General features: G+C 68.6%; 13 protein-coding genes. 6 read left to right on the forward strand and 7 right to left on the reverse strand.

The genetic code is table 11. The features are described 5' to 3' along the window. Positions 1–36 precede the first annotated feature (36 nt). From PGH47_RS42905 to PGH47_RS42920, 4 genes are all read right to left on the reverse strand, one after another. A complete protein-coding gene (locus PGH47_RS42905; RefSeq protein ID WP_271668428.1) occupies positions 37–1,017 on the reverse strand; it encodes a helix-turn-helix domain-containing protein in 981 nt (326 codons plus the stop codon). A gap of 145 nt (positions 1,018–1,162) precedes the next feature. Continuing rightward, positions 1,163–1,834 carry a response regulator gene (locus PGH47_RS42910; protein ID WP_271668429.1) on the reverse strand — a complete coding sequence of 224 codons (672 nt, stop codon included), beginning with the start codon at positions 1,832–1,834 and terminating at the stop codon, positions 1,163–1,165. A 320-nt stretch (positions 1,835–2,154) separates the two neighbouring features. After that, complete coding sequence (locus PGH47_RS42915) at positions 2,155–3,303, reverse strand: ABC transporter substrate-binding protein (protein WP_271668430.1); 1,149 nt, start codon at positions 3,301–3,303, stop codon at positions 2,155–2,157. A 146-nt stretch (positions 3,304–3,449) separates the two neighbouring features. Beyond that, positions 3,450–4,358 (reverse strand): MBL fold metallo-hydrolase, encoded by a 909-nt coding sequence (locus tag PGH47_RS42920; RefSeq protein WP_271668431.1) that lies wholly within the window; start codon positions 4,356–4,358, stop codon positions 3,450–3,452. 327 nt (positions 4,359–4,685) lie between these two features. Between PGH47_RS42920 and PGH47_RS42925 the strand changes: the two genes are divergently transcribed. From PGH47_RS42925 to PGH47_RS42940, 4 genes are all read left to right on the forward strand, one after another. After that, positions 4,686–5,789, forward strand: coding sequence for an LCP family protein (locus PGH47_RS42925; RefSeq protein ID WP_271668432.1), 1,104 nt, complete (start codon positions 4,686–4,688; stop codon positions 5,787–5,789). Positions 5,790–5,843: 54 nt separating this feature from the next. Next, positions 5,844–6,692: a polysaccharide deacetylase family protein gene (locus PGH47_RS42930; protein WP_271668433.1), complete on the forward strand. Its 849-nt coding sequence runs from the start codon at positions 5,844–5,846 to the stop codon at positions 6,690–6,692. A gap of 116 nt (positions 6,693–6,808) precedes the next feature. Further along, a complete protein-coding gene (locus tag PGH47_RS42935) occupies positions 6,809–8,221 on the forward strand; it encodes an amidohydrolase family protein (protein WP_271668434.1) in 1,413 nt (470 codons plus the stop codon). A 149-nt stretch (positions 8,222–8,370) separates the two neighbouring features. Further along, a complete protein-coding gene (locus PGH47_RS42940; protein ID WP_271668435.1) occupies positions 8,371–9,489 on the forward strand; it encodes a hypothetical protein in 1,119 nt (372 codons plus the stop codon). Between the two features lie 27 nt (positions 9,490–9,516). On the opposite strand, the gene PGH47_RS42945 is transcribed toward PGH47_RS42940, so the two are convergent. The 3 genes from PGH47_RS42945 to PGH47_RS42955 form a co-directional block, all read right to left on the reverse strand. Beyond that, on the reverse strand, positions 9,517–10,182 hold the full coding sequence (locus PGH47_RS42945; protein ID WP_271668436.1) for a hypothetical protein: 666 nt from the start codon (positions 10,180–10,182) through the stop codon (positions 9,517–9,519). 224 nt (positions 10,183–10,406) lie between these two features. After that, positions 10,407–11,618, reverse strand: a complete 1,212-nt coding sequence (locus tag PGH47_RS42950; RefSeq protein WP_271668437.1) for a PucR family transcriptional regulator — start codon at positions 11,616–11,618, stop codon at positions 10,407–10,409. A gap of 49 nt (positions 11,619–11,667) precedes the next feature. Then, positions 11,668–13,380 (reverse strand): AMP-dependent synthetase/ligase, encoded by a 1,713-nt coding sequence (locus PGH47_RS42955; RefSeq protein WP_271668438.1) that lies wholly within the window; start codon positions 13,378–13,380, stop codon positions 11,668–11,670. Between the two features lie 186 nt (positions 13,381–13,566). Here PGH47_RS42955 and PGH47_RS42960 point away from each other — a divergent pair, with 186 nt between their 5' ends. Next, positions 13,567–14,034, forward strand: a complete 468-nt coding sequence (locus PGH47_RS42960) for a winged helix-turn-helix transcriptional regulator (protein WP_271668439.1) — start codon at positions 13,567–13,569, stop codon at positions 14,032–14,034. A 697-nt stretch (positions 14,035–14,731) separates the two neighbouring features. Beyond that, a complete protein-coding gene (locus PGH47_RS42965; protein ID WP_271668440.1) occupies positions 14,732–19,822 on the forward strand; it encodes a hypothetical protein in 5,091 nt (1,696 codons plus the stop codon). The last annotated feature ends 154 nt before the right edge of the window (positions 19,823–19,976 follow it).

A 19,976-nucleotide genomic window follows, 5' to 3' on the forward strand; every position in this document is an offset into this window, starting at 1 on the left:
TCCTCGCGCGTCATCGGTGGTGCCGGCCGCTCGGCGTCATCTCCCGCGGGCGGGGCCGCCCGCCCGGTAGCGGGTCGGGGTGGTTCCGTACGCCGTGCCGAACGCCCGGGCGAAGTGGCTCGGGTCGGCGAAGCCCCAGCGCGCCGCGATCACGGAGACGGGCTCCGCACCCGAGGCGAGATCCGCACGCGCGCCGGCGAGCCGGCGGGTCCGGACGACCCCGGCGACGGTCTCCCCGCTCTCCTCGAAGAGACGGTGCAGGGTGCGGACCGAGACGCCATGTGCCCGCGCGACCGCCGCCGGCGTGAGGCCGGGGCGGGTGAGGTTGCGGTCGATCCACCGCAGCACGGCCGCACGTCGCAGGGGGAAGGGGAGCGCCGCCTCGGCCGGCACCGGGCCAGGCCTGCCGAGCCCGGCGTGCAGTGCGGCCGAGACCAGATGCAGTGCCGCGTTGCGGGCCGACACCGCCGCCGCAGCAGACAGCTCCTCCGCCGATCCCGCGAGGAGTTCGAGATATCCGGCGAGCAGCCGGGTGGAGGCGGCGGATCCGTCCAGGATGCCGCAAACGGGTCCGCTGGGTCCGCCCACCTCGCGCAGCGCCCGCCGCGGGATCATCAGGCTGCGCTTGGCCAGAGGCTCCCAGACCTGGAAGCGAGTCGGCCTGGCGCTGTCCCACGCGACGGCGTCGCCCCGGCGCACCTCCCCGGTCAGGCCGTCCTGCGTGACCGTTTCCCGTCCGGCGTGCGTGAACGTCATGACGACGTGGCCGGCCGATGCGCTCTCGACGAGATCACGGCCGCGTACGCCCGAGCAGGGGTCGCACCGGGTGTCCACCAGGGTCAGATCGTCCACGAAGATCCGGCTCACGGATGCCCGGAACAGTCCGCCACCGTGACCGGGCGGCGTGAGCCGCACGCGTGTGGCGAAGTGCGTGGCGGACAGGAGTTCCTCCCAGCGCCGCTCCCGCTCCTGCGGCAGAACCCCTTCCAGACTGAAGTGTTCGACCCTCGTCGCCACCGTCCTGCCTCCGCGTGTCCTGAGTCCCGGCCGTCGTGCGAGCCCACCGAAACACGCCGGCGAGCGGCCCCGCACCGGCGATTCACCAAGTGCGCGCCCGCCGTGAGCGACCGGTGGTGCCGACCGGCCGACCCCGGCTTCCTCCTCAGGGCAGGGTGTCGACCTCGACCAGGCCCAGGCGTATGGCTTCCTTGACGGTGGACGCCCGGTTACTGGACCCCAGTTTGCGGTAGATCCTTATGAGATGGGACTTGACGGTCGCCTCGGCGAGGAACAAGGCGTCCGCGATGCCCCTGTTGCTGAGCCCGTGCGCGAGAAGCCGCACGACCTCGATCTCCCGTCCTGTGAAGGCCGGTTCGGGCCGCATCAGGTGCCCCACCAGGTGTTTCGCCGCTTCCGGGGCGAGCCCCATACCGCCTGCCGCCGCGATGCGTACGGCTCGCAGCAGCTCGGCGGGCGGGCCGGCCTTGAGGACGTACCCGGTGGCGCCCGCCTCCACCGCGCGCCGGACGTCGCTCTGACTGCCGTAGCCGGTGAACATGACGACTCGGGTGCCGGGGACGGCGGCCAGGAGCCGGCGTGTCGCGTCGACCCCGTCGCTCGCGGGTCCGGCGCCGCCCGGCAGCCTGAGGTCCATCAGCACGACGTCGGGCCGCAGCCGCTCCGCCAGGCGAACGCCGTCCGAGGCGTCGCCGGTCTCGCCCACGACCTCGAACCCGGGCTCGCCGCCCAGGAGGGCGCGCAGTCCGGCCCTGACGACGGTGTGGTCGTCCACCAGCAGCAGCCGCACCGGCGCACCCGAGACGGCGCTCGTCACGGGCTGCTCCGCACGAGCCGGGGGACGGGCAGCGTCGCGTCGACGCGAGTGCCTGCGCCAGGGCCACCGTCGATCGTGCGAAGGCCGCCCGGCGGGCGCGGCTGCCACGCCGGCAGCATGGGGCGGGACAGGAACCCGGCCCGTGGAATCGGTCGGCGTCGGGCGGGGGCGGAGGGGCTGGGGGGCACGGCGGGGCTTCCTGCGGTGGCTGGAGCGGGACTCGGCAAGGAAGCAGGACTCTAGGACGCCGCCCATTTCATCTTTGTAAGCGTTCGGCGCCCGGCGCGAGAGTTCTGGCCGCCCTCCGGCCGGCCCCCGGTCTACAGCCCCGGCCGCAGGCCCGGCCAGCCGGGGGACGGGGGGCCCTCGACCTCGCCGAAGTACAGGGCGAAGGTCTGCCTCAGCCGCTCGGTCTGCGCCCGATCCTCCATGAACCGGCGGAATCCGTCGATGTGAGCGTTGGGGAACTGCCACACGGGTTTCACAGCGGAGTTCGGCACGATGTCCTCGCGGACCGACCAGCCGTTGAAGGACGCCTTCTGGCGTGCTTCGGAGAGCTGCCAGTTCAAGTACAGCTTGGCGGCCGCGGGATGGGCGGCCTGCCTGAGGATCGCGGCCCGTTGCCCCCAGGCCATGAACGGCGCCTCGTCGGGGACCACCCACTTCAGCGTCGTCGACGCGGACACCGCGCTGCCCGAACCGCCGACCCCGATGGCCTTGTGCCCGCCGGAGACCGAGGCCCCGGGGGTGTGCGTGCCGCGGGCGAACCGAGGCTGCTGCGCGGCGAAGGCAGCCACCCAGTCCCAGCCGTAGGCGCGCTGGTAGAGGGAGAAGAGGTAGAGAACCGCGTCGTCGTCGTGCGGGTAGGAGGAGGCGATGGCGTTCCTCCAGCGCGGGTCGACCAGGTCCTGCGGCGTCCTGGGCGCGTGGGCGCCGACGGCCCGGACGTCGTACAGGAAGCTGAAGGCGAGGACCATCAGCGCCGTCCATGCCCCGTCCGGGTCCTTGAACTCCTTGTGGACCTCGGCGAATCCGGCGGGCTTGTAGTGCAGCAGCCTGCCCTGCCGCTTCCAGCGGGTGAAGTCCTGCAGGGTCTGGAGCTGGACCACATCCGGGACCGGTGTGCCGGTGGCGAGCTGATGGTCGATCCGGACGTCGTGGTACTTGCTGTAGTCCACGACCACGGTCAGCTCCACCTCGGGGAAGGCCGCGGCCCACGCCGTCCGTACGCCGGCCGCCTGGCTGTCCACGTCCCCGCCCTGGTAGACGACCAGCCTGCCGCCCTCGGCGACCGCCGCCTCGTACAGGTCGTCCAGTGAACGCCGCTCCTCACCGACCGTCTCACCCTCGCCGTGCCCTGCGGGCCGGGCGAGGCCGCTCTCCGCGGACGCCGGTGCCGCGCCGGCGGCACCGAGCGCGAGACCCGAACCCGCGGCGAGAAGGCGGCGTCTGCTGAGATGCCCGGCCATGGAGGTTCCTCTCTGCTGCTCCTGCCGCTGTTCACGGTCGGCGGCACGGGAAGCCTGCCTCAGGAGGCCCTCGTCCCTCGTCGTCCGCACGGTGCCGCTGCTTCAACCGTTCGGTGGAATCGGCCTCGCGCGGGGGCGGCACCCGGTCACCGGCTCCCGGCGCCCGACGTCGCCCGATAGCGTCCCTGCTCCGCCTGCGTGACCAGCCCGTCGGCCATCAACCGCTCCACGTGGCGCAGCGCCGTCCGCCGCTCCACCGGCATCACGGCCGGCCCCTGGACGTGGGGCCGGTACACCAGCCTGTGCTCGGCGATCTCCTCGATCGTCCGCGGCTCACCGAGGAACGCGAGCAGTACGGCCTCCCGCCGTCCGATCACCTCGGCGTAGCCGTCCAGGCGGCGCCCGAACGCCGCGGCCCCCTCGATCACGCCCTTTTGATGGGCGGTGCCGTACCAGCGCGCGTCGATGTCCCGGCACCGGCGCATCGACGCCTCGAAGGCCGTGAGATCGCTGCCGACGTCACCGTAGTAGGGGCCGAACGACGTCAGGTCGATGTCCGCGATGAAGAAGAAGCCGTCCGGCTCGATCAGGAAGCCGCAGTGTCCGGCCGTGTGGCCCGGCAGCTGGACGACCGTGACGGTGCGTCCGCCGAGGTCGAAGACAGCGCCGTCCTCGAAGCCCGTCGCCTCCGGACGCCCCGTCACATGGAACGTGTCCCGCATCATGGCGTCGACCTCCTCGACCGCCTCGGGCGGAAGACCGAGCCCCCGCACCATGACCTCGCGGGAGCGCAGCGCCGCCAGATCGGCCTCATGGACCAGGACCGGTACGTCGTAGCCCGCCAGGCCGGCGATGTGGTCCTCGTGCGTGTGACTGATGAGCACCAGATCCGCGGGCGGCGCGCAGCCCAGGAGGCCGAGCGAGGGATCGACGACCACCGAGGTGTCCGCGCCCCGTACGCGCAGTGAGTTGGCGTACGGATAGGCGCCCGTGCCGGCGCCGACGAGCACGCTCACTGCACCGAACCGTGCGGTTGTGTATCCAGCGGTGGTCATGTTCCGGCCGATCAGTCCTCACCCCGATGCCGCTACCGAAAACGGATCCGGCCGCCGGTCAGGCCCCGACGGGAGAGCGGCGAGCGGACCGCGCACGAGCCGAATGCTCAACCAGGTGCGCGTTTGCCGACGTGACCGCTCACCGAGGAGCCGCTGAACAGCGGTCATCACGAGGTGTGATCGTCCACCACCTTCCGTGAGCAACGCCGTCACCCGGTGCGCCGTCTTCGGCGCAGGCAACCACGTTCGCGAGCGACGAGCTCGACGACCAAGCGGCAGTGAGCCGCGACAGATCCGGTGTCGACGAGTGTAGTGAGGGGAGGCTGCGTGACCGAGCGAAGCCGGCGCGGCCGGGACGGGAGGAGGCCCCGCGGCCTGTTGCGTCGCGCGGGATCCAGGGCGGCGTACCTCGTCGCCGTCGTCGGCGGCGCCGTAGTCCTGACGGCGGCCGTGACGGCGGGATACGCCTATATCAGTGTGGACAGCACCAGGAAATCCGTGGATCTGGACCGGGAACTGGGCACCCGGCGACCGCGGAACGTCGAGGACGGCTCGCTGGACATCCTGCTCCTGGGCTCCGACTCCAGGGCCGGCGACAACGCCGAGTACGGCCGGGACGAGGGCTCCTCCCGCTCCGACACTGCGATGCTCGTGCACATCCACGAAGGGCGCACCCGCGCGACGGTCGTGTCGATACCGAGGGACACGCTGGTGTTCCGACCCCCGTGCCCCGGCCGCGACGGCAGGACCGTGGCCGCGCAGGACCGGGCGATGTTCAACTCGGCGTACGAGGTCGGGGGCCCGGCCTGTGCGGTCAGGACGGTCGAGCACCTGTCCGGCATCCGGCTCGACCACTACATCGAAGTGGAGTTCTCCGGGTTCAAGGACATCGTGGACGCGCTGGGCGGGGTCGAACTGACCACCACCGAACGCATCGTGGACACCGACAGCCGAATCGACCTGCCCGCCGGCACGCACACACTGAACGGTGAGCAGGCGCTGGCCCTCGTCCGCACGCGCAAAGGGGTGGGAGACGGCAGCGACCTGGGCCGGATCGAGTTGCAGCAAGCGGTGTTCACCGCCCTGCTCCACCAGATCAAGAGGGCAGGGACGTTCACCGATCCGAAGAAGCTGTACGACCTCGCCCGGATCAGCGCCCGGTCGATCACGACCGACGAGCCACTCGCGTCGACTCGTGCCCTGATCGAGTTCGCGAGCGCGCTGAAGGCCCTCGCCGCGGACCGGGTGCACCTGGTCACTCTGCCGGTCGCGATGGACGCCGTCGACCCCAACCGGGTGGTGCCCCTGCCGGAGGAGAGCCGGCTGCTGTGGCAGGCGCTCAGGCAGGACCGGCCCGTTCCGGGCGGCATCGGGCGCGGCGCGGCCGGGGGCCGGGCGAAGGACGTCGTCAAGCCGAAACCCCCTTCGTAGAACGCCGGTCGAGTCGTCCGTTCGCACAGTGATGAATCCCGGGAGGAGTGAACCATGCGTGCGGGAACCCGCGGAAGCGCAGCCATGGCGGTGCTGTCGATGCTGGTCGCGATGGCGATGGCAGCGGCGTGGACCGAGCGGTTCCAGCAGGACGCGGGGGAGGCCGGCGCGAACTCCCCGCTGAAGGGTGCCGCGCAGGGCGGCGAGCGCAGCCCGTCCGGCCCTCCTGCGCGGCCGACGCAGGACACCGACAGGAAGGGACGGGGGAACGAGCCCGGTCCGGCGCGTTCCCCGAAGCCCGTCAGTGACGAGCTGAGCCATGCCTCCGACAGCGGCCGCAAAGCGGTGAACATCACCATCGACGACGGACCGCATCCCGAGTTCACACCCCGGATGCTGGATGTCCTCAAGGAGTACGGGGCCAGGGCGACGTTCTGCGTCGTGGGCGCACAGGCCCGCAGACATCCGCAGTTGGTGAAGCGGATCGTCGCCGAGGGAAACCGGCTGTGCAACCACGGCGATTCGCACGACTCCACCATGGACAGGAAGCCGGCTGCCCATCAGGCCAAGGAGATCCTCGACTCCGCCGAAGCGATACGGGATGCTTCGGGGGGCGTTCCCGCGATGTACTACCGCGCACCGGGCGGAGCCTTCACCGCCTACAGCCGCAAGCTGGCCGCACGGCACGGTATGCGGCCCCCGGGCTGGAACGTGGACCCCCGGGACTGGGCGCTGCCCGGCGTGGACGCCATCGTCAGATCGGTCAGGTCACAGCTGGCGAACGGGCCGACCGTCCTCCTCCACGACGGGGGCGGCGATCGAGCCCAGTCCGTCGAGGCGCTGCGCCGGCTGCTGCCCTGGATGAAGAAGCAGGGCTACACCTTCGGCTTCCCGGTCCGCTGACCGGGACGATCCGTGCCCGTGTCCGCCCATCGCAACCTATTTCGCTGATGATTCCACGGCCGTCGCGTGGTGTTCTTCAGGGAATTGAGTCGCCACGTCACGAGGTGGGTTCCATCATGCCGTCGCAGCGAATACTCCTCCGCGGAGGCACCGTCATCACCATGGATCCGCGGCACGGCACTCTGCCCTGCGCGGACGTCCTGATCGAGAACGGCCTCATCGAGAAGGTCGCCCCTCACATCGAGGCCGACGCCGAGATCATCGACGTCAGCGGCCACATCGTGATGCCCGGAATGATCGACACCCACCGGCACACCTGGCAGACGCTGCTGCGGTCGCTGTGCGCCGACTGGACGCTCATCGACTACATCTTCGGTGTCCGGCTGGCCGTGGCCAACGCCTACACCGCCGAGGACATGTACCTCGGCAACCTGCTCGGCTCACTGGACGCCATCAATTCCGGCGTGACCACGTTGCTGGACTTCTCCCACTGCACCAACACCCCCGAGCACGCGGACGGGGCGATCACAGGTCTGCGGGACGCCGGCGTCCGGGCCGTGTTCGGGTACGGGTTCTACGAGTCCAACCGCGCGGCCCCGCCCCACTTCACCACGCATGACGAGCGGTTGGCCGACCTGTCCAGAGTCGCCGGCACCTGGTTCAGCGGCCGGGACGGTCTGCTGACCCTCGGGGTGGCGCTCACCGAGCAGGAGACGATCCCCTTCGAGACGGTCCGAGCGGAGATTCTCGCGGCCCGCGAACACGACGCCCTGATGGTCACCCACACCGGATCGGTGTGGGGGGTGCCCACCGGGATCGCCGAGCTGGCCGAGGCGGGCCTGCTCGGCCCGGACCAGGTCCATGTGCACTGCAACTCGCTCAGCGACAACGACTGGCAGCTCCTCGCGGAGCACGGGGCCAAGGTGTCCATCTCGCCGGAGACCGAGCTCAACATGGGAATGGGCCGGCCCGTCTTCGCCGCTGCGGAGCGACACGGGATCAAGCCGACCCTGTCCTGCGACATCGCCTCTTTCAACAGCGGGGACCTCTTCACGCAGCTACGGGTGGGCCTGGGCTTTCACCGCTGGGCCGAGACGGAGGAGATGAATCTGCGCGGCGTCAATCCCGAGCAGGTGAAGCTCAGCGCCGAGGCGGCACTGCAGTGGACTACGACGAACGCGGCCGACGCCATCGGGCAGGCGGACCGCATCGGCGCGCTCCGGGCCGGCATGAGCGCCGACATCGTCGTCATCGGAGGCCCGGGAACCTCCCAGCACCCGCAGCTCGACCCGGCCGGGACCGTCGTCTTCCAGACCGGCCCCGAGGACGTGCGGCACGTCCTGATCGACGGCCGGTTCGTCAAGCGCGACGGGGCGCTCGTCGGCGTGGACCTCCCCCATCTGCTCGGTGCCGCCGACACCAGCGCCGAGAACATCCTCAAGCGAGTGGGCGAGACGGGCCGGGAGCTGCCGGGAACACCGCGCGAGGGATGGCAGTCGCTCGCCGCCCAGATGGTCCCTCCCGCGTAGGGGCCGCGCGACTCGGCGCTCCCACCGTCGCCGACGCCTTGAATCACGGCTGAACGTGAAGCCGGCACGCACCGACGCGTGAACATCGCACTCGTGGCACGACTGGACACGGACGACGCCAGCCGCGTGCCGGAGGAGGAAGGACAACCATGACCACTCCGCTTCATCAGTCACCTCACCCCCTGACCTTCGTGGCCCAGAGCGGTGGCGAGGGTTCCCCTCGCGACGGGGAAGTGGCCTACCACATCGAAGTGATGGGCCTGGGCGGATTCCAGAAGGAGGGCCTCGCCCGAGACGTCCGCAGCGACCGGACCTGGCGCCTGGTATGCGATGAAGGCGCCTACTTGAACGGTGCCAACATGGCACCGGCACCGCTCGCGTACTGGGTGGGCGGCCTGCACGCGGACATCACGGCCCGGATCGCCGAAGCAGCCCGTGAGGCCGGCGTGGTACTCGACGATCTCGCCGTGACCGTCACGCAGGGTTTCGGCGTCCAAGGGTCGTTCGCCAAGGGAGAGGCCGTCGCGCAGGTCCACCACATGACCTGTGACGTCGACCTGACATGTGATCAGGACGACGCGACCGTGAACAGGCTGGTCGAACACGCCCTGGGCAAGTCCTCCGCCATGGCCGCCGTGGGCGGCGCCCACGAGGGCCTGTTCTCCCTGAGCACCAACGGCAAAGCGACACCCGTGCGCCTTCCGGTGTCCACGGAGCCATTGACCGACCCCTTCCTCCGGCACGCACAGCAGCCCGAACCGGCCGAGACGCGCCCCGAGGCGGTGCCTGTCGCGCACCCCGAGGGGGACAAGCCGCCCGTCATGCTGAGCGATGACAACGACGGCACGGTGAGCTGGCGCATCCGGACCGACGGCGGCCTGGACCCCGCCACGGGGCTGGTCGCCTCGCACGTCTGGTTCTCGGAGAACTCCGCCACCTGGACGCTGGTCAGTGACCCGGCCAACCAGGCGGCTCCCGACCCGCTCGTGTACTTCGCCATCGGCACGGCCTTCTGCTTCCACACCCAGCTGTGCCGCTACGCCACCATCCGCCGGCTCCCGGTCGACGCTCCCCGCCTCGCTCAGCTGAGCCGGTTCCCGGCATCCGGCTTCAAGCCGCTGGACACGTGCCTGTTCCTGAACGGCCAGTTGTCCGAGGACGACGCGACCAATCTGATGACCGCCGCGGCGAACACCTGCTACGCGCACCGGGCCCTCACCGTCGCGGTCGAGCAGCGTGTCACCACCACTCACAAAAGGGCCGGCTGACCCGCCGACGACCCGCTTCGGCAGGTCCTACCCTCCATAGTCGCCGCACGGCGTCGCCCTTTTCTCCTTCGGCAAGTCCAGGTTGAAGAGGGCTCCGTCTCCAGGCCGGCCCTCGAAAGGGCGACGTCGTTCCGACAGGCCGACTCGCGTGCGGTGCCAGTGCTTACCGTCACGGTCGGTGAAACGTAGATACCGGACGTCCCACTCCATACGGTTCAGATGCACGTGAGTGGATGGCCCGGACAGGGGCTGGATGTCTTCATCCGGGAACACAAGCTCGGTGCAAGGGGGGACGTTGTTCAGCAGCAGGAAGTACAGGTGTTTCGCACGGGTGGCGGTGATCGGGGCGGCCGGTACGGCGACCCCAAGTCTCGTGACCGGGTCGGGCGAGCGGTTGACGACGTGGAGGTTGTCGCCGTCCCAACCGTCTTCAACCCAGTAGGTGACGCGCATCGCCTGCTCGCGCCTCTCGCGCTCAGCATCGTCGCCGGATTGGTCGAGCTGAGCCTCGGAGACCTTCGCGCCGTAGAACGTGGCTACTCCGGTGAAGATCAGGCCCCCAATGGCCGCTACAGCGCCAACAACCGTTCCGATGTGCGCCCAGGGGACCCGGCGCCACCAAACTCCCGGTGGTTCCGCCCGCGGCCGGGCTCTCACCTGGCCCGGCCGCTGCCGCGACAGGCGCAGAGTCACCCGCCGTCCTTGATGCCCGGGCCCCGAATGGCGCACAGCTCCCTCCCCTGGGCCGCGAACACCCGCGCCAGGCAAGTGGTGACGAGCTGATCGGACCGCGGACCCCACGGTCCGGGTGATCGAGGCCGCACCACACCCAGCGCCTCACGTCGGCGGCCGACGTCACCTCAACGACTCGCAGTTGCAGGGGTGACGGGGGTACACGGTGCGTGGTGCCGGCTGTGCTACGACCTTGTGCGTGAGGGCCCGGGACCATCGATGCGGGTGACTTGTACGGCCCACCAGACCTCGAGCGCGGTGCCGGCTTCGCGGAGGTCACACCCGGTCAGTTCTTGGTACCGCCTGATGCGGTAGCGCAGCGTGTTGGGGTGGATGAGGAGCTCTCGGGCTGCGGGCTCGATGCGTTGGCCGTGCGCCAGGTAGTACTTCACCGTCGTGAGGAGGTTGTCCGCCACGTCGTCGGAAAGAGCGGCCAGGGGGGCCAGGTAACGCAGGGCGAGTTCCTCGCCCACCTCCTGGTCCGACATCACCGCCGGCAGGACTCCGAGGCTCGCCATGTCGTGGATGCCGGGCATTCCGAAAGCGACAGCGGTCGTCAGTGCCCTGGTGGCCCTGCGGAACGAGTGAGCCAGATCGTCGAACGGGACCGCCGGGCCGAGGCCCACGTAGCCGTCGTCCAGCCGGTCGGGGGGAGTGTCGACGAAACCTGCGAGGTCTCCGTCGATGACGCTGACCAGTCCGCTCCGCCCGCCACCCGCAAGGCCGAGTCTGCCCTCCAGCTCCGTCACGGACTCCCCCGAAGAGCAGACCCGGGCACGTATCGCATGGAAGCGACGCCCGAGTTCGAATCCGTACATCTGCGCGCGCAATCGGATGTCGCCGATGCCGAGAGTGGAGTGCAGGACGCCCCGCACGAATTCCGAGCGCCGCTCGTACTCACTGCCCACGTTCTCCAGCTCGGCGTCCCGATGGCCCTGGGCGCTGACGACCATGGCCGCGTTGCAGGTGGTGTGCAGGTCCATGACCAGTTGCAGCAGCACCGGTTCGGCGACGGCTTGGGCATGTCCGTATCGGGCGATCTCCTCGACGAAGGTCTGGGCGCACACCCGCCAGCCGTGCAGCAGATCATCGATCGGCACACCCATGCCGGCGCGCTGCCGGCCGTGCGTTTCGATCTCGGCGAGCTCCGAGGCACTGAAGTCTCTGTTCGCGGAGAGCGCGCCGATCACGATGTCGTCGAGGGTGACGATGGCCGGCAGCAGCGTCGATGGGTCGAGCGACCGATAGGTGGCGTTGTCGGCTCGCAGGCGCTCCACGCACAGAGCGGCCAGGCGGGTTCCCTCCTGGGAGCCGTAGCCGATCAACTCCCCCCGGTCATCGACGTCGGTGTCCTGCGTCCGTGTCGCGGGGTGTTCCTTCGGCGACCACTCCTGCATCGGTCAGCTCCTGTCCGTGCGCCCGGATACCGAGGTCGGGCACGGTCGTTCAGTGGCCCGCCTCCGGCCCGGCCCTTTCCTCGCAGTAGAGCCGTTCAATGAGGTCGGCGTACTTGTCGTGGATGACCTTACGGCGGAGTTTCAACGTGGGGGTCAGCTCTCCATTCGCGACGGTCAGCTCACTCGGGAGCACCTCGAATTTCTTGATCTGCTCAACTCGGGCGAGCATTTGGTTACCGGTGCCGATCGCCCGCCGCACTTCGGCGATCACTTCTGGATGTTCCGCAGGACCATGCACCGAGGTGTCGATCCCATGAGCCGCACAGAAAGCGTCGAGGGCATCGGCCTCGAGAACGACCAGAGCCACATTGTACGGCCGTCCGTCACCCACGGCGATCACTTGGCCGATGACCGGACTGGCATCCTTGATTTTGCTCTCGATGGCGACGGGCGACATGTTCTTGCCCGCCGCGTTGATGATCAGCTCTTTCTTGCGGCCGACGATCCTCACATAGCCGGCGTCGTCGATCACGGCGAGGTCCCCGGTGTGCAACCAGCCCTCCGGGTCCAGCACCTCATTCGTGAGGCCGGGTTCGCCGCGATATCCGCGCATCACCGTGGGCCCCCGGAAAAGCAGTTCCCCGTCGTCGAGCAGACGTATTTCGGTACCGGGCAGGGGCAGCCCCACCGTGCCCGCCTCGAAGGCCCCCAGCGGGTTGACCGTGCCCAGTCCCGCGTTCTCCGACATGCCCCACACTTCACAGATCTCGATCCCCAGACCGAGGAAGTACTCCAGCGTCTGTACCGGCATGGGGGCCGCGCCGACCACGGCGAGGCGGCACGCGTCCAGACCGAGACGCCGCAGCACGGCCGAGCGCTGCTCGCCGGTCAGCGCGGCCGGGTCGTCGATGCCCTGTGCCTGCAGGGCCGTCCGCAGCTTCTCCCATACCCGCGGCACCCCTCCCCAGTAGGTCGGCCGCACCTGAGCCACCACGTCCATGATCTGCCGGGCGTCCGCCACGCTGGTCGTGGCCGACCCCGTGACGGCGGGCAGGTAGTGGAACCATCCGCGATCCGCGATGTGTGCGGACGGCAGGTACGAGGTGCTGCGCCCGCCCCGAGGCATGGCGAGGGTCTCGCAGATGCCCTGCAGCGCGAAGACCATGTTCGCGTGGGTGATCTCGGCGCCCTTGCGCTGCCCGGTCGTACCCGACGTGTAGATCAAGGTGAGCACGTCATCGGGCCGCACGGCCCGCCACGCCGCATCGAAGTCGAACTCCGGCGCTCCGAGTGCCTCCAGGTCGGCCAAGGACATGACGTCCGCCGAAGTCGGCCGGTCAATCACCACCACGGACTTCACGGCCGTACCCTGGCGTGCCGTCAGCACCTGGTCCAGGAACTGTGCCTCCATCACCACCACCCTGGCCCCGGAATTGTGAAGGAGTACGGCGATCTCGTCGACCGGCAGTGTGTTGTAGACCGAGAACGGCACCGCACCCAGGTGAACGGAAGCCATGTCGAGGATGTGGAATTCCGGCCGGTTGGCAAGCATCAGCGCCACGCAGTCCGAGTGTCCGACTCCGAGGGCTGACAGCCCGCCCGCTGTGTCACGCACCCGCTGCGCATAGTCCCGCCAGGTCAGCTGCACGGACCCGTCAGGGGTACCCAGAGCGAGTTCGTCGGCGCACGTTCGAGCCGTCAGCTGAAACGCCTCACACAGCGTCGAGGCATTCAGTCCCGGTGGGGTGGCTCCTGCGAACATGTCATCTCCTTGCCGCCGAACGACTCCACTCCGTTTCGAGCATTCCTGTGACGGGATCACAGCGCCATGGAGCGGATTCCAAAGAACCGACTGCGGAGGTTGTGGAAAATTACAGTCGGCCGGATCGTTCAAGGAGGAAAGGGAAGCTGCGGAGTTCCGGCCGGCGGCGCTCACTACGATGACCGCATGCAGTGGCTGGAGATAGGCACGGACAATTGCACCGTCCAGCGCACCCTCGACCTGGTCGGCGAGAAATGGACGCTGCTGATCGTGCGCGACGCCCTGACCGGTGTCCGCCGCTTCGAGGACTTCCGACGGCATCTGGGCGTCTCGGAAGCGGTCCTCGCCGACCGGCTGCGCAAACTGGTCGCCGCGGGAATCATGGAGACCGCCCCGTACCGGGAACGAGGCAGCCGGACACGGAACGAGTACCGCCTGAGCCGGAAGGGCCACGATCTGTGGCCGATCCTGATCGCCCTGCGACAGTGGGGCGAGACTCACGCGGCCAACCCCGAGGGCCCGGTCCTGGACATCCGGCACCGTGACTGCGGCGCCCCGGTGCACGTCGTGGTCGAGTGCCGCGGGAACCATGCCGCACTCTCCCCGGGCGAGGTCACCATCACCCCGGGACCCGGGGCCCGCCCCCGGAGCTGACCGCGACACCCATTGCGGCGGGCGCGCGGGAGCCGGCCCTACGCTGCGGCGAAGCCCGCCGTCGGGGCGCGCGGGAGCCGGCCCTACGCTGCGGCGAAGCCCGCCGTCGCCACAGCAGCGTGTCGAGCTGCACGTCGGAAACGACCCAGGGGTCCGCCGATCGGGCTCTGCGACAGCGACAGCGACGGCGGCAGCGACAGCGACGGCGCCGGACTGCCCCGGCTGGGCCGATCCCGTGAACTCCTGCATCACGTCCGGCAGTTGCCGTTGCGGGAATGCGGCCCACAATTCAACTCCGGTGGAACGCGGGGATGTTGACCGTATTTCCATGTGCATGCCGAGTTGCGCTGCACGCGCTGTGCGGTGATACGGAATGGGTGCTTCATAAGCATTCCGTTCAGCTTCACAATAAGTAAGTCGCCGATTTTTTTACACCATGCAGTTGACAGCTTCTTGAGTCGGCGTAACGTGACGGTGTGGCCGCTTGGCTCACTGTCTGAGCGGCCGTGTTCTCGTCAATTCCGCATGCCGCGCCGCGAGTTATCGCCTTGCCGCGAAACTCCCCTTCGCTGGTTCATTCGCCGAGTTCTATGCGTGTATTTCGCTGGAGTTTTCCATGGGCATCGAGACTTTTCGCCGTTTCCCCGCAGCCGGAGACGAAATCCCCGCCCCTCCGATCACACCCGGGTCGTTCTCCGTGACGACACAGATGATGCAGGACGCTGTCCGTGCGATCGGTGTCGCCGCCGGCGACGGAATCAACCAGGAAGCCCTGTTCGCGAACCCCTTCAAGGAGGGACGCGAAGAGGCACTGGTCATCACTCCCGAGGGAAAGCTGACGTACCTGCAGCGTACGGAGTCGTCCGGGACGGGCTGGGAGCAACAGGACGTCAACGGGGCGCCGTTGGCCGCCGAAGTGGTGATCGCCGTGCACCCCTCCGGGGAGGTGTGGGCGATCTGCTCGGCGAGGGACGGCTCGGACAGACCCTTCGCGATGGTGCTCACACTGGACGGCGGAACGGCCGGCACGACTCGGTGTTCGTGGGAGCACAGGATCGAGTTCAACCTGCAGAGCCTGTATGCCCGTTCCCTGTGCGTGTCCTACTCGCCCAACAGCGGGCCGCTGGTGCTCGGATCGACGATCGAAGCGCACGGCGGCGGTGCGTTCTTCGTGCTGCTCCCGAAGCTCCCGACATTCAACGGGAGCGGGCCGGCCTGGGTCGAGCACTTCACCAACCTGTTCGCCCCCGGCTTCCCGATCGTCGGCGGCGGATTCCTGCCCTACTATCCCGCGACCGGCCAGAAGAACGTGTACGTGTACTACTTCCTCAACGGGAAGCAGCTACTGCGGTACGAGGAATCCGCGGGTCAATTCCAAGGCCCGTTCGAGGTCAGCCGGACCGTCGACCAGTTCTGCGGAAGCTACTACGTTCCGAACCTCAACCAGGACAATCCGCAGGGAGACGTGGGCTTCGCCTATCTCGACGGCCAGTACCTGGTGACGGGGTCGTACATGGCCCCCGGTCACCACCTCATGATGGATCCCGTGGTGGGCACCGGGTTCGACCCCGCCGCCCGTGCCCGGGCGTGGCAGGACGCCGACGGGCTCCTGCACGTGTTCGGCTCGTCCTCGGACCAGGGCGGCACCGCCGGCAACCTGCAGGTCCTGCATCAGGCCACATGGCAGACCATCGACCGGGGCACGGGCCCGGACCGGGCACAGGTGGTCCAGCCGGCGTGGACATCGGCGAAGGTGACCTCCGCACCGTCCGGGATCGGCGGCTACGATCTGCTCAATTCCCTGGACCGCCTGGTGGCGTTCGACTACACGAGCAGTGGCAAGGCCGATCATCTGCTCGCCTACCGCCCCGGCGCGCGGGTCGTATGGGTCGTCGGACGGGGTGCGACACCCGGCGGGTTCGACCGCGACTTCCACTCGGAATCGGGTCTCCCCGGATACGACTTCGCCTCCCCCGCGGACCAGGTCGTGGCGTACGACTACACGGGGGCGGGAAGTCCCCGACATCTTCTCGCCTACCGGCCGGGAGCGGGCAAGTTCGCCATCTTCAAGAAGCAGGTGGGCGCCGCCGGTTTCACCTCGGTGCTCTCCGCGGGCACCGGCGGAATCGGGGAACCAGGGCGGAAGTACGACCTGGCCAGCGCGGCCGACCGGCTCGTGCCGTTCGACTACACCGGCTCGGGGAAGAACGACCATCTCCTGGCGTACCGGCCGGGCACGGGCACGGCCTGGGTGCTGGCACCCCAAAAGGACGGGACGTTCCACCCCGAGGTGACCTCCACCACGGGCCTGGGCGGATTCAGCCTGGACAACCCCGCCGACATCATCGTCGGCCTCGACTACAACAGCTCCGGCAGCAACACCCATCTGCTGGCCTACCGCCCCGGCACGGGAAAGGCCTACATCCTCGGCACCGACAAGAACGGCACGTTCTTCGCCGAAGTGCAGAGCGACACCCACGGCCTCGGCGGCTACGACCTCATCCGCCCCAACGACCGTCTCGTACCGTTCGACTTCACGGGCCTCGGAAAGAACGACCACATCTTCGCCTACCGCCCGGGCGACGTGCCGAAGTACGGCGATCAGACCGTGTGGATCCTCAAACGCGACCGGAACGCGCCGACGCAGTACACGCGCGACATCTGGAACCGCTACGGCATCGGCGGATACGACTTCGCCTCCTCGGCGGACACGGTGACCGCGTACGACTACAGCGGCACCGGCAGCCTGGAATACCTGGTCGCCTATCGCCCCGGCGCGGGCAAGGTCTCCGTGATGGGGCAGCGCGGCGGCAAGATGGCACCCGTCTATCAGGCACCGCCGGGAGCCGCGACATTCGTCACGGTCGGACTGCACGCCGACATCATCGACTTCCAGCTCGACCCGTACCCCGACTACAAGCCGTCCGAGCTGATCAAGATGAGCGGGATGAACCCCGCCGAGGCGTACTGCGTGTGCACTCAGGACGTCACGACGTCACAGTGGCAGACGGACAAGGTGCGGATCCCGCCCCGCACCCACGCCGACCCCTTCGTCGTCTCCCACTACGTCGCCGAGGCGACACTGCTCTCCACGATGGGCCGGCCCATGAACGGGCACCGGGTGAGCGTCTCCGCCGACTCGCTGGTGGAGGTCCAGATCGACGAGGTGTCCTACCAGGTGGGTCCGGGCCGCACCATCGCCGTCACCACCGACCCGTCCGGCAAGCTCGTCGTCTCCATCGCCGCACGGGGCCTGAACCCACCCGTCGTCCATCTCAAGGCCGACGGCCTGGAGCAGGGTGCCGCGATCGACTTCGCGTCCCAGGCGAACTCCTTCCTCGCCGGGGACAGCACCCTGCCGTCCCAGAAGGGGAAGTTCTCCGCCGGCCTCCTCAAGGAGGCTCAGGTCACGCCGAACGACATGAAGCTGCAGGTCGAGGAACTCGCGGACTGGGCCGCTCTGGAGGAGCGCGGTCTCACCCCGCAGACAGTGGTGGACCACTGCCGGAACATGTACACCCAGGCGGCCGGCAGCGAGGAGCTCAAGCTCACCTTCGACGGGGAGAGCGCGGAGCCCGTCGTCGGGTACGTCATCCAGCTCTGGGACGAGGACCGGCCCGCCTTCCAGGCCTTCCGGACCCAGGAGGAAGTCGACGCCTACCGCTCCTACCGCAGCGGCCACCCGGCTTACGGGGGCTGGTGGGACGACTTCACCAGTTGGGCGTCCGACGTGTGGGAAGGCATCAAGACCGGTGCCACGAGGGTCGCCGAGGTCATCGTCTCCACCGTGGTCGAGATAGCCATCTGGATCGGCGATGCCGTCGTCTCCCTCGGCGAGATGATCATCGAGGCCATCGAGCAGGCGATCGCAGCCGTCGAGGCCGTCTTCCAGATGATCGCCGACGCCATCATGCGCGTGATCGACTGGCTCAAGTCGCTGTTCGACATGGCGGACATCTGGGACACGAAGAAGGCCATCCAGTCGTGCCTCACGGGCACGGCACTGCCGCTGATCAAAACGCTGATCAGCGGCGTAGGGGATCGCTCCGAACAGTGGTTCCTGGACCAACGCCCCGTGTGCAAGCAGTACTTCGACGCCATGTGCGACCGGTACAGCGACACCCGTGTCGGTGACTTCCCCAACAAGGTCGGTGACATCCCGACGGAATCCGGGGGTGCGGTCGCACAGGGCGATCTCAAGAGCCCGCAGGCCAACTGGATGCAGAACAAGGCGCTCGGCGCCAGCGATCTTCCGGCCTCCCTCGGGGACATCCTCCACGTGAGCGACAGCAACACCCTGGTCGAGGACTTCGAGAACTTCCTGAAGGACCTCCTCGAAGACCCGGCCTGGGCCACTCTCGTGTCCGACCTCGGCAACCTGGGAAGCGCTCTGCTCGACTTCCTGGACCCCACCGACGCAGGCACCACGAGCAGCGCCAATATCGTGAACCTGCTGCGGGCGGTGCAGAAGACCGTCGACGACCTGCTCGTGGCGGCGGGCAAGCTCGTCAAAATGTTCCTGGACTTCCTGGGCAAAGCCGTCGACCAGGTCGCCGAGTTCCTCCTCGCGCCACTGGACAACCTGGGCTTCGTCGCCACCCTCTACGACTGGGTGCAAGCCGGAGCCAACGTCGACAAGGACAAACGCGAGAAGCCCAGCCTCCTCGGCCTGGCCAGCCTCATCATGGGATTCTTCGTGACCACGCTGTACAAGCTCATCAACGGCGTGGACAACCGTCCCTTCCCGGGCGGCGAGTTCGTCAAGATTCCCATCCCGGACTTCGACAACCCGGCCACGGGCCCCCAGCCCGCGGACGACCCGGACGAGAACATGCGACTGGTGGAGTTCCAGTGCAGCGCCATCCCGGCCGGCGTCATGCTCGGGCTCGTCGTGGGGATGACGGATCTCCTCAAGGGACCGACGGACTTCATCCCCGAATTCGGGGCCAAGGAAACAGCTCGCGGAGTCCTGAACACCCTTGAACTCCTCGGCAATGCCTGGGCTTTCGCGCTGGGGTTTCCCAGCGTGAGCGCACCGAAGAAGGACTGGGACGGCTGGGGGTACTCCGCGACTGTCTTCAGGGGGCTGTTCCTGCTCCTCGACACGATCGCGGCGGTCGCCTCGATGAAGGCCAAGTCGCTCGGGAAGGTCACCTCCGTGCTCAAGAACCTCGGCTACGACGACGACGAGGCCGAGGCCGCGAAGAGCATCTTCCCCGGCTGGATCTTCCAGTTCGCCGGAGGGGTGTGCATCTTCGTCTGCGGCGTCGGCGGCGCGGTCACCTCCCGTGATGACGAGGTACTGCCGGAGCCGTTGTGGGCGATGGGAGTGGCAGAAGCAGTGATGGACCCATTGCCCCGAATGCTTCAGGGGCTCCGCTACAAGCTCGAACACAAGGGATTGAGCAAGGGCGCGTGGGCTGCGATAGCAGTCGCCGACGGGATCCTGTCAGGGACGCCGCTCATCCTGCAGGGGGCCGCGGCATCCGACGCCCACTGCCACCGGCCACGGCCCGCCGAGACGAAGGAGTTCACCGTCCAGCACGGGGAGGACCTCGACCTCGCGATCTTCTCCGGCGGAGGCTCCATCTTCCAGGGAAACCTCATCAACACCAGCACCACGTCCCAGCCGGCACTCCCCGCCTCCGTCAGCGTCAAGGGCGCCCACGTCACGGGAAGCTTCCCCAGCACCAGCGTCGGTACGACCTACACGGTGCAGGCCCAGATCCGTGACCAGTTCGCACCTCCCATGTACGCCGACACGACGGTGACCATCAAGGTGACATAGACGCCGGGGCACCGACGGATGACCGCGGGGCAGGGAGCAACCGCTCATGGTTGCTCCCTGCCCCTGTCCCTGCCCGGCCGGTCGCTGTGACTGCCGGAGCCGCCCCGCGGGTTCGCTCTGCTCGGCGGCCCGCGCCCACCCCTCGGACTCCTCG

It is taken from the genome of Streptomyces sp. HUAS 31 (assembly GCF_028198125.1).
Taxonomy (GTDB): Bacteria; Actinomycetota; Actinomycetes; order Streptomycetales; family Streptomycetaceae; genus Streptomyces; species Streptomyces chartreusis.

Bases quoted from the DNA above. Each gene is read 5' to 3' on its own strand.
- PGH47_RS42915 (WP_271668430.1), bottom strand. From the start codon at position 3,303: ATGGCCGGGCATCTCAGCAGACGCCGCCTTCTCGCCGCGGGTTCGGGT.
- PGH47_RS42920 (WP_271668431.1), bottom strand. From the start codon at position 4,358: ATGACCACCGCTGGATACACAACCGCACGGTTCGGTGCAGTGAGCGTG.
- PGH47_RS42930 (WP_271668433.1), top strand. From the start codon at position 5,844: ATGCGTGCGGGAACCCGCGGAAGCGCAGCCATGGCGGTGCTGTCGATG.
- PGH47_RS42935 (WP_271668434.1), top strand. From the start codon at position 6,809: ATGCCGTCGCAGCGAATACTCCTCCGCGGAGGCACCGTCATCACCATG.
- PGH47_RS42940 (WP_271668435.1), top strand. From the start codon at position 8,371: ATGACCACTCCGCTTCATCAGTCACCTCACCCCCTGACCTTCGTGGCC.
- PGH47_RS42950 (WP_271668437.1), bottom strand. From the start codon at position 11,618: ATGCAGGAGTGGTCGCCGAAGGAACACCCCGCGACACGGACGCAGGAC.
- PGH47_RS42955 (WP_271668438.1), bottom strand. From the start codon at position 13,380: ATGTTCGCAGGAGCCACCCCACCGGGACTGAATGCCTCGACGCTGTGT.
- PGH47_RS42960 (WP_271668439.1), top strand. From the start codon at position 13,567: ATGCAGTGGCTGGAGATAGGCACGGACAATTGCACCGTCCAGCGCACC.